The following is a 10,013-nucleotide window of genomic DNA, read 5'->3' on the forward strand; positions in this document are numbered from 1 at the left end:
GCGCCGCGGCTCGCTCCCCACCACCCTCACCTGGCCGTGGTGCGCCCCAGCACGCCCCGGCCCTGGTCGTCGAGGAAGGACGATCAATGCTCTCGAACCCCCGGCGCTGGTCACGGGCACTCATCGCGGCGGTCACCACCGTCGCGAGTGTGACCCTGGCCGTGGCCGCACCCTCCACCGCCGCGCAGGCGGTGGTGATCCCCGCCAGTGACTACCAGCAGGTCAAACTCGCCACCGGCTCCTCCGAGCTGGGCGAGGCCATGTCCCTGGCCGTTCTGCCCAACCGTTCGGTGCTGCACACCGCCCGCAACGGTGTCCTGCGGGTCACCGACGTGGCCGGCAACACGAAGGTCTCCGGCACCCTGTCCGTCTACACGCACGACGAGGAGGGGTTGCAGGGCGTCGCCGTCGACCCCAACTTCGCCTCCAACCGGTGGATCTACCTGTACTACTCGCCCACGTTGAGCACCCCGTCCGGGGACGCCCCCACCACCGGCTCGCAGTCCGACTGGGACCGGTGGAAGGGGCACCTGCGGCTGTCCCGGTTCACCCTGAACAGCGACGACACGGTCAACCTGAGCAGCGAGAAGATCGTGCTCCAGGTCGCCAACGACCGCGGGCAGTGCTGTCACGTCGGCGGTGACCTGGACTTCGACGCCGCCGGCAACCTGTACCTGACCACCGGCGACGACACGAACCCGTTCGAGTCGTCCGGCTATGCGCCGCTGGACGAGCGGACCGACCGCAACCCGCAGTTCGACGCCCAGCGCTCGGCCGGCAACACGAACGACCTGCGGGGCAAGGTGCTGCGGATCAAGCCGCAGTCGGACGGGACGTACACCATCCCGTCGGGCAACCTGTTCGCGCCCGGCACGGCCAACACCCGTCCCGAGATCTACGCGATGGGTATGCGCAACCCGTTCCGGATGAGCGTCGACAAGGCGACCGGCGTCGTCTACGTCGGCGACTACGGGCCGGACGCGGGAAGCACCAACTCGAGCCGGGGTCCGTCGGGTCAGGTGGAGTTCAACCGGATCACCGCGCCGGGCAACTTCGGCTGGCCGTACTGCACCGGCAGCAACACGAGCACCGAAACATACAATGAATACACCTTCCCCTCCGGGCCGTCGCAGTCGAAGTACAACTGCACGGGCGGGCCGACCAACAACTCGTTCCGCAACACCGGGTTGGGCACGCTGCCCGCGGCGAAGCCGGCCTGGATCAAGTACGCCGGCGACTCCGGCTCACCGTCGGAGTTCGGCAGCGGCTCCGAGTCGCCCATGGCCGGGCCGGTGTACCGGTACGACGCCTCGCTCAACTCCAGCGTCAAGTTCCCGCAGTCGCTGAACGGCCAGTTCTTCGCCGGTGAGTACGGCCGCCGCTGGATCAAGCCCATCGCCATCAACTCCGACGGCTCCCGCGGGGAGATCTCCAGCTTCCCGTGGAGCGGCACGCAGGTCATGGACATGGCCTTCGGCCCGGACGGCGCGCTGTACGTGCTGGACTACGGAACCGGCTCGAACAACCAGGCGCTGTTCCGCATCGAGTACATCGGCGGCGGCAACCGCAACCCGATCGCGGTCGCCTCGGCGAACCCGACGTCGGGTGCCAACCCGTTGACGGTGAACTTCTCGTCGGCCGGCAGCTCCGACCCCGAGGGTGGGGCGCTGAGCTACCTGTGGACGTTCGGGGACGGCACCACGTCGACGGCGGCGAACCCCACCAAGACGTACACCACGAACGGCACGTACTCCCCCACGTTGAAGGTCACCGACCCGACCGGCCTGTCCGGCACGGCGAGCCTGGTCATCACCGTGGGCAACACGGCACCGACGGTGACACTGACCTCGCCCGCCGACGGGCAACTGTTCAACTTCGGTGACACCGTCTCGTACCAGATCAGCGTGAGCGACCCGCAGGACGGCACCATCGACTGTTCCAAGGTGAGCCTGACGTACGCACTGGGCCACGACAGTCACGCCCACCAGATCACCTCGAAGAACGGGTGCAGCGGGTCGATCACCGTCCCGACCGACGGTGAGCACGACTCCGCGGCCAACATCTACGGGGTCTTCGACGCTGCCTACACCGACAACGGCGGGCTGACCACGCACAGCATCAGGACCCTGCAACCGAAGCACCGCCAGGGTGAGCACTTCGGCGGCCAGTCGGGTGTCCAGGCCACCGACCACACCAGCGCCGAAGGCGGCCGCACCGCCGGGTTCATCGAGAACAACGACTGGATCTCGTACCAGCCGTACAACCTGTCGAACGCCAACCGCATCACCGTGCGGGCGTCGTCGGCCGGGGCCGGCGGCACGATCGAGGTGCGGGCCGGTTCGGCAACTGGCACCCTGCTGGGCACCGTCACGGTGCCGGTGACCGGCAACTGGGAGACCTTCACCGAGGTGTCCGGCACGATCAGCAACCCGCCCAGCGCGTCGACCACGCTGTACCTGGTCTTCAAGGGCGGGTCCGGCTACCTGTTCGACGTCGACGCGTTCACCTTCGCCACCGGCACCGGTGGCAGCACGCCGGTGACCACCCTGCGGGCGCAGGTGAACAACCAGTACGTGTCGGCGGTCGGCAGCACCGCGTTGATCGCCAACAAGGCCAGCGTCGGCAGCACCGAGCAGTTCGACCGGGTGGACGCCGGCAACGGCAACATCGCCCTGAAGTCGCGCTCCAACGGGCTCTATGTCTCGGCCACGAGCACTACCGCACCGTTGGTCGCCAGCGGCACGTCGATCGGGGCGGCGCAGACCTTCCAGATCGTCAACAACTCGGACGGGACGGTCAGTCTGCGTGCCACGATCAACAACCAGTTCGTGTGCGCGGAGAACTCCGGGGCCGGGTCTCTGATCGCCAACCGCACGTCCGCCGGGGCCTGGGAGAAGTTCTACCTGACCACCGGCTGACACGTGGTGGGCCCGGCCCGATCGGTGACCGGGCCGGGCCCACCGCACCATCGACTGCCGACGCGTCGCGTCGAGCGGAGTCCCCGCCGTCAGGAGTCGGCGGGGACTCCGCTGTCGAGTTGCCCGATCACCGGCGCCAGCAGGTCGTCGAGTTCCCGGGCCAGCACCACGACCGCCCGACGTGCCGCGGCGGCGACGTGGTCGTCGGGACCGTCGGGTGTCGGCGGCAGGCCGTCGAGCGGCAGCGGCGCCTCCACCTGGAGCAGCGCGCGAAGATGCGGACGGCGCGTCCGGTCCTGCTCGGTGGGTGTGGTGAACTGGCCGAACAGCCGCGGCCGGTCCTGCCGTCCGCGGTCCCGCTGCCACTGCTTGCTTCAGGTCAGCTCCGCAGGCCAGCGGGAGGCCACGGTGACCGCACAGGCCATGCCACCGTCCCACGGACTGCGTTCGCAGGTCGCCGAGAGGATGCGCCGGTGCCACCGGAAGAAGCCCGGCGACAGCTCGCTGGCGACCCGCCAGGCCGTCGCGGCGAACGCGACCGGCGCGACGTCACCCCAGGTCTCGGCGAACTCGTCGATCCGGCGGAGCACCTCGGCCTCGTAGCGGCCGTGCCCGTCGGTGCCGTGCTCGCGGTCGAGCTGCTCGTCCAACCAGAAGGCGCGCGGTTCCCGGCATCCTCGTCCTCGTTCTCGACGGTGGTCCGCGCCACTGTCGCACGCGTGCCGGGTACGGGTACGGACGGCGTCGTTGCCGCTATCCCACCATGATGCAGAACGGATGGCCCGCCGGGTCGGCGTACACGCGCAGCGGCTCCTCGGGGTCCTCGATGCGGTCGAAGCGCAGCTGGCCGCCGAGGCGTAGCACGCGCTCGTGCTGCACCAGCAGCTCGTCGACGGATCCGACGGTCAGGTCCAGGTGCAGCTGTTGGGGCACGTCGTTCTTCGGCCACGTCGCCTCGGGCAGGTCGTCGACCTGCTGGAACGCGATCTGCGGGCCACCGTCCGGGGACCTGAGCACCAGCCAGTCACGACCGCGCTCGTCGGGTCGGCCGTCCGCGGGCGGCTCGTCTCCGGGCCGGTAGACGAAGCCCATGAGCTGCCGGTAGAATTCCGCCAACTCTCGCGCGTCGGTGCCGTCGAGCACCACCGACGTCAGCCGGGGAACGCTCTCCTTGTCGATCATCCTCGATCACCTCCGGACGCCATTCTGGTCGCGCCCCGGCGCCGTCGCATCCACACTTGACACGCACCCCGCTTCGCAGTGGACGATTCAGCGTGCGGATTCTCGTGGTGGGTGGCAGTGGGTTGATCGGCGCGCACGTCGTGGAGGTGCTGCGGGAGCGCGGGCACGCCACGACCTCGGTGGCGCGTACCGCCCAGCAGGGGGTCGACTCCCTGCTCGACGTCGGGTCCGCCTCGACCGACGACCTACGGTCGTTGCTCGCCGGTCACGACGGCGTCGTGTACGCCACCCGTACCGACGAGCAGCGGCCGCTGCCCAAGCCGATCTACCCGCAGTTCCGCCACGAGAACGTCGATCCGGTGGTGCGCCTGTTCACCGCCGCCCGCGCGGAGGGCCTCACCCGCGGGGTGATCATGGGTTCGTACTACACGTACTTCGACCGGCTGCATCCGCAGTGGCGGCTCGGTGAGCGGCACACGTACATCCGCTGCCGCCTGGAGCAGGCCAGCGAGGGGCGTGCCGCCGCCGGTCCCGGTCTGCCGGTTGCCGTACTCGAACTGCCTTTCGTCTTCGGTCGGGTGGGCGACCGGCTGCCGAACTGGGCCGGTCCGCTGGACCGGTGGGCGCGCTCGCGTACCCCTTTGGTGGCGCCGACCGGCGGAAGCGCCGTAGCCTCGGCGCGCAGCGTGGCCGAGGTCGCGGCCGACGCCCTGGAGCAGGCCAGCGGCGCGGACATCCCGGTCGCCGACGAGAACCTCACCTGGCACGACATGCTCGCGCGCATCGCCGAGGCGGTCGGCCGCCGCCGCCGGGTCGGCCGGCTGCCGTCCGGCGCGGCGCGGACGGCCCTGCGACTCGGCGGTGCGTCCCAGGCGCTGGGTCGCAAGGAGTCTGGCATCAACCCCACCTACCTCGCCGATCTCCTGCTCGCCGAGTTGTTCATCGAGCCGACGACCGGCCGCGCGCTGGACGCCGCGCTGCGCGAGACCTTCCCTAGCGGGGTGGACGCGCCAGGTACGCCGTCTTGACGTCGGTGGAGAACCCGCAGGCACGGTAGAACGCGTGTGTCGCCGGGTTCCGCGAGCCCGTCATCAGCATCGCCTTGTAGCAGCCCGCGTCCCAGGCGGCCTGGAGCGTGGCAGCCATGATCTGCCGACCCAGACCGGTACCGCGCCGCGACTGCTCGACGACGACGTTCTCGATGACGGCGTACGGCGAGGCCGACCGGCTGAGGTTGGGGATCACGTTGAGGTACGTGGTGGCGACGACGACCCCGTCCAGGTCGAGGACGAACAGCCGTAGCCCGGGTGTGCCGAGGATCTGCGTGAAGGCCGCCCGGTCGGTGCCGTCGTCCAGCACCGGATCGTCCGGGTTCAACTGTCGGTAGAGGTGGATGATCTGCGCGAAGTCGTCGGGCCGGGCCGCACGGAACATGCCGCGAGCGTAACCGCGACGATGGACGGTCGCTGTCCGCGCGTCACGTCCCCTCCACGACCGATCGTGATCAGGATCTTGACAGCCCTGTGCGGGAAGAGAAGCATCAGCGCGAATTAGACAACGTTGTCACAACCGTGTGCGGCTCCGGTATGGAGAGAGGAAGCGTGACGGGTCGCCCCATCGAGCTTTACGCACACGATGCCAACCGAAGGGCCAACACTGTGTCAGACACGACGGCGCGCATGGCGTACACCGCCAGACGCCGAACCCTCGCCGCCGCCACCGCCGTGGCCGTGGCGGCGCTGACGGCGGTCTCCGCGGGCACCCCCGCCTCGGCCGCACCCGCTCCGCACCTGGTCACCGACCCCGCCGCGTACGTCAACCCGCTGATCGGGTCCACGAACCTCGGCAACACCTACCCCGGAGCGGTCCGCCCGTTCGGCATGCTGGCCTGGAGCCCACAGACCAGCACCGGTAAGCAGGTCTCCACCCCCGCGCCCGGTGGCTACGAGTACGGCGCGAACCGCATCCGCGGCTTCAGCCTGACCCACCTCAACGGGGTCGGCTGCAACGGAGGCGCCGGCGACATCCCGATCATGCCGTACGTGGGGGACGTCGACTCCTCGCCATCGGTCGACACCTCCGACGCGACGTACGCGAGCCGCTTCTCCCACACGAACGAGACCGCGCGGGCCGGGTACTACCGGGTGGGCCTCGACAGTGGCGCGTCGGCCGAGTTGACCACCACCCCCCGCACCGGCTCGGGCCGCTTCGGCTTCCCGGACAACCAGCCCGCCAGCATGCTGTTCCGCACCTCCAACTCGGAGACCGGCAGCGCCGACGCCACCGTACGGGTGGACTCCTCGGCCCGGACCGTCACCGGTTCGGTCACCGCCGGCAACTTCTGCGGCCCGCAGAGCGACAACAACCGCAAGGCGCTGTACACGCTGCACTTCACCGCCCACTTCGACCAGCCGATCGCCCGGGTCGGCACGTGGCAGGACGGCACCCTCACGCCGGACGCCACGACGGCCTCCGGAGGCACCGGCCTCGGCGGGGGCAGCCCCGCGCCCGGCAAGGGATCGGGCGCCTACGTCACCTTCGCCAAGGGCACCACGACCGTCGGCGTGAAGGTCGCCATCTCCTACCTCAGCCTGGAGAACGCCGAAGCCAACCTGCGGGCGGAGAACCCGCCGAAGAAGAGCTTCGACGCCGTTCGGTCCGAGGCCACGGCGGCCTGGCGGCGTGAGCTAAGCACGATCAAGGTCGGTGGAGGCACCGACGACCAGCTCAGCACCTTCTACACGGCGCTGTACCACTCCATGCTCGAACCCACCCTCACGAGCGATGTGGACGGCCGTTACCTCGGCGCCGACGACAAGCCGCACCGGCTGGCCAAGGGCCAGGACGCGCAGTACGGCACCTTCTCCGGCTGGGACCAGTACCGCGCCCAGGTGCAGCTGATGACGCTGGTCAACCCGAAGGCAGGCAGCGACTATGCGCAGTCGTTGTTCAACTACGCCACCCAGCGTGGCGGGGAGTGGGACCGCTGGCTGCTCCAGCACGGCAAGACGAGCGTCATGTCCGGCGACCCGTCCGCCCCGGCGGTCGCCGGCATCTACGCCTTCGGCGGGCGGAGCTTCGACGTCAAGGGTGCTCTTCGTTCGCTGATCACCGCAGCGACGGTGCCGAACGCCAACGACTCCGACAGCGCCGGTTGCAACGTGGCCTGCGTCGGTCAGCGTCCCGCCCTCGACAAGTACCTGGAGCTGGGTTACGTCCCGGCCGATGGCTGCTCCTGCTGGGGCGGCGCGGCCGAGACGATGGAGGACGCCGTCGCCGACTCCGCGCTCGCCGAACTCGCCGGACAGGTCGGCGACCAGGCGAACCAGCGTGCCTTCCGCAAGCGGTCCGGCACCTGGAGCAACGTCTTCGACCTGACCGCCACCGCGCAGGGCGGCTACCCGCGCTCCCGCAAGGCGGACGGCACCTGGGCGGAGCGCACCTTCCACCCGGCGACCGAGAACGGGTTCGTCGAGGGCAGCAGTGCCCGCTACACCTGGATGGTCTATTCCGACGTCGCCGGCCTGGCCCGCGCCATGGGCGGTAACAAGGCGGCCGAGCAGCGCCTCGACGCCTTCTTCCGCACCCCGGCCGGCACCTACGACTTCTCCGCCCGCGACCTCACCCGGTACGACCCCACCAACGAACCGGACATGAACGCCCCGTACCTCTACAACTACTTCGGCGCGCCCTACAAGACCCAGGAGACGGTCCGCGCGGTGATGGACCAGCTCTGGGGCAACACCCCCGGCGGCATCCCAGGCAACGACGACGCCGGCACCATGTCGTCGTGGTACGTCTTCTCCGCACTGGGCATGTACCCGCAGAACCCGAGCCGGGCCGACCTGGTGCTCACCGCGCCGCTCTTCCGGCGCGCGGTGATCGAGTCCGGCCACGGCCGAAAGATCACGATCGACGCTCCGGACGCCTCGGCCCAGAACAGGTACATCCAGTCGGTCAAGGTCAACGGCAAGAAGTCGAACCGGAGCTGGGTCCCCGACACCCTCGTCAACAAGGGCGGCACCGTCAGCTTCGTACTGGGCGGCAAGCCGAACACGTCGTGGGGCAGCTCACCCGCCGACGCCCCGCCCTCCTACGGCGACGGTCGCCGGCCGTACCTGACCGGCGCGAGCCCGCAGACCCTGAAGGTGGAGCCGGGCAGCACCTCGGCGGCGACCTACAAGATCCAGGCGCTGACCGACACGCCCGCCCCCGCGCGCTGGAAGGTCAGCGCACCCGCCGGACTGACCGTCACGCCCGCACAGGGTAAGTTCACGCTGACCGGCGACGGGTTGGGCAGCGAGGAGCTGACCGTCTCCGCGCAGGCCGACCTCAAGCCCGGCGCCTACGCCGTGACGGTGACCGCCGCCACCACCTCCGGTACGCCCCTGCCCACCGTGACGATCCCCGTGACGGTGGCCGTCCGGGACAGCGTGCTGTGGAACCTCAACAACAACGGCATCTCGGCCGACGACACCAATCCGCAGGCCAACTTCGACACCGGAGGCTGGAGCTACTCCGCCAAGGCGCTCGAAGCTGCCGGGGTGAAGCCGGGGTCCACCGTGTCGGCCAACGGGTTCGACTTCACCTGGCCGAACGTGGCCCCCGGCGACCCGGACAACATCCTGGTCGGCGGCGGCGGTCAGGTGCTCAGCGTCCAGGCGGCCGAGGGTGACACCACGCTGAGCCTGCTGGGCAGCGCCGCGTTCGGTCCCACGACCGGCACGGTGACGCTGACGTACACCGACGGCACCACGCAGCAGGCGACGATCGGCTTCAGCGACTGGACGCTGGGCGGCGGGTCCGATCAGCCGTCGTTCGGCAACGTGACGGCAGTGCACACCACGTACCGCGACGTGTTGGGCACGGGGGTCGACCCGGTGGCGACGTACGTCTTCGCCACGACCCCGATCGACCTGCAGCCGGGCAAGCAGCTCGCGAGCCTGACGCTGCCCACCACCGCCGAGGGCGGCGTCATCCACCTCTTCGGGGTGGCGACGGCCTGACCCTGGCCGGACGGACGACATGAGGGCCTGCTCTGCCGCGAGGCGGAGCAGGCCCTCACCGACATTGCGCCGGCTTCGGGCGCAGCCGGCTTCGGGCGCTGCCGGCTCCCGACCGACAGCGGCGGCCGCACGTCAGCACTCAGCGCAACTCCTCGGCGAGCCCGACGATGATGCCCTCGGGGCCGCGGACGTAGCAGAGCAGGAAGATGTCCTCGAACCGCTGCACCTCGCCGACCAGCTCCGCCCCGTGGCGGCGCAGCCGGGCGATCGTGTCCTCGACGTCGTCGACGGCGAACATGACCCGACGAATGCCGAGGGTGTTCGCCGGGGCGTCCTCCGGCTCGTGGCGAACGGCCTTGGGCGCATGGAACATCGCCAGCTCGACCTTGCCCTGGCCGTCCGGGGTCCGCAGCATGGCGACCTCCTGCCGCACGTCCTCGACGCCGATGACACGCTCAACCCACCGGCCCTCGACCGGTCCTCTGCCCTCCAACTCCATGCCGAGCTCGACGAAGAACGCGATGACCGCGTCAAGGTCCTCGACAACGATGAGGACGTTGTCCATCCGCCGGATCGCCATGTTGGTTCCCCCTGCTCTGGGCGCGGTCGCAGTGACCGCGTCATGGTGGCACCCAAGTTCACGCGCCTCCTCGCGGGGCGCGGCCTCAGCTGGACGGGCCCGATCCGGCACTGCCCGGCTACGGATGCTGAACGTCGTCACCGCCGAAGTGATCGGAGAAGTGGTCAGGTCGATCGGTCAGCTGCCTGGGCGGTTGCCCGCTGCGAAGGCCCTAGTACTGCAACGGTGGTTCGCAACTTCGGGTGGATGCGGCTCGTTGGTTCATTGTGGTTAGCGTTGGGTTGGTTGAGTCGTGGGAAGACGGGCTGGGTGACTTGTTTGCCCTGA

General features: G+C 69.7%; 8 protein-coding genes. 3 read left to right on the forward strand and 5 right to left on the reverse strand.

Annotated elements, in window-relative coordinates; genetic code table 11:
- Positions 1 to 86: 86 nt before the first annotated feature.
- Entirely contained in the window at positions 87 to 2,918 is a 2,832-nt protein-coding gene (locus ACGFH9_RS25020) for a PQQ-dependent sugar dehydrogenase (protein WP_393223560.1), read from the forward strand.
- A gap of 89 nt (positions 2,919 to 3,007) precedes the next feature.
- Here ACGFH9_RS25020 and ACGFH9_RS25025 read toward each other — a convergent pair whose 3' ends face one another.
- The 3 genes from ACGFH9_RS25025 to ACGFH9_RS25035 all read right to left on the reverse strand — a co-directional run bounded on the left by ACGFH9_RS25025 (position 3,008) and on the right by ACGFH9_RS25035 (position 4,100).
- Positions 3,008 to 3,175 (reverse strand): hypothetical protein, encoded by a 168-nt coding sequence (locus tag ACGFH9_RS25025; RefSeq protein WP_393223563.1) that lies wholly within the window; start codon positions 3,173 to 3,175, stop codon positions 3,008 to 3,010.
- A gap of 117 nt (positions 3,176 to 3,292) precedes the next feature.
- Positions 3,293 to 3,568, reverse strand: coding sequence for a hypothetical protein (locus ACGFH9_RS25030; protein ID WP_393223566.1), 276 nt, complete (start codon positions 3,566 to 3,568; stop codon positions 3,293 to 3,295).
- A gap of 103 nt (positions 3,569 to 3,671) precedes the next feature.
- Positions 3,672 to 4,100, reverse strand: a complete 429-nt coding sequence (locus ACGFH9_RS25035) for a VOC family protein (RefSeq protein ID WP_393223569.1) — start codon at positions 4,098 to 4,100, stop codon at positions 3,672 to 3,674.
- 92 nt (positions 4,101 to 4,192) lie between these two features.
- Here ACGFH9_RS25035 and ACGFH9_RS25040 point away from each other — a divergent pair, with 92 nt between their 5' ends.
- Complete coding sequence (locus tag ACGFH9_RS25040) at positions 4,193 to 5,128, forward strand: NAD(P)H-binding protein (RefSeq protein WP_393223572.1); 936 nt, start codon at positions 4,193 to 4,195, stop codon at positions 5,126 to 5,128.
- On the opposite strand, the gene ACGFH9_RS25045 is transcribed toward ACGFH9_RS25040, so the two are convergent.
- Positions 5,094 to 5,534, reverse strand: a complete 441-nt coding sequence (locus tag ACGFH9_RS25045) for a GNAT family N-acetyltransferase (protein WP_393223575.1) — start codon at positions 5,532 to 5,534, stop codon at positions 5,094 to 5,096. The two genes, ACGFH9_RS25040 and ACGFH9_RS25045, sit on opposite strands and share 35 nt — an antisense overlap.
- A 245-nt stretch (positions 5,535 to 5,779) precedes the next feature.
- Here ACGFH9_RS25045 and ACGFH9_RS25050 point away from each other — a divergent pair, with 245 nt between their 5' ends.
- A complete protein-coding gene (locus ACGFH9_RS25050; RefSeq protein ID WP_393223578.1) occupies positions 5,780 to 9,106 on the forward strand; it encodes a GH92 family glycosyl hydrolase in 3,327 nt (1,108 codons plus the stop codon).
- 139 nt (positions 9,107 to 9,245) lie between these two features.
- Here the strand turns inward: ACGFH9_RS25050 and ACGFH9_RS25055 are convergent, their stop codons facing one another.
- On the reverse strand, positions 9,246 to 9,686 hold the full coding sequence (locus tag ACGFH9_RS25055; protein WP_393223581.1) for a VOC family protein: 441 nt from the start codon (positions 9,684 to 9,686) through the stop codon (positions 9,246 to 9,248).
- Positions 9,687 to 10,013: the final 327 nt, after the last annotated feature.

Source organism: Micromonospora sp. NPDC049102, from assembly GCF_043197485.1.
Lineage (GTDB): Bacteria > Actinomycetota > Actinomycetes > Mycobacteriales > Micromonosporaceae > Micromonospora.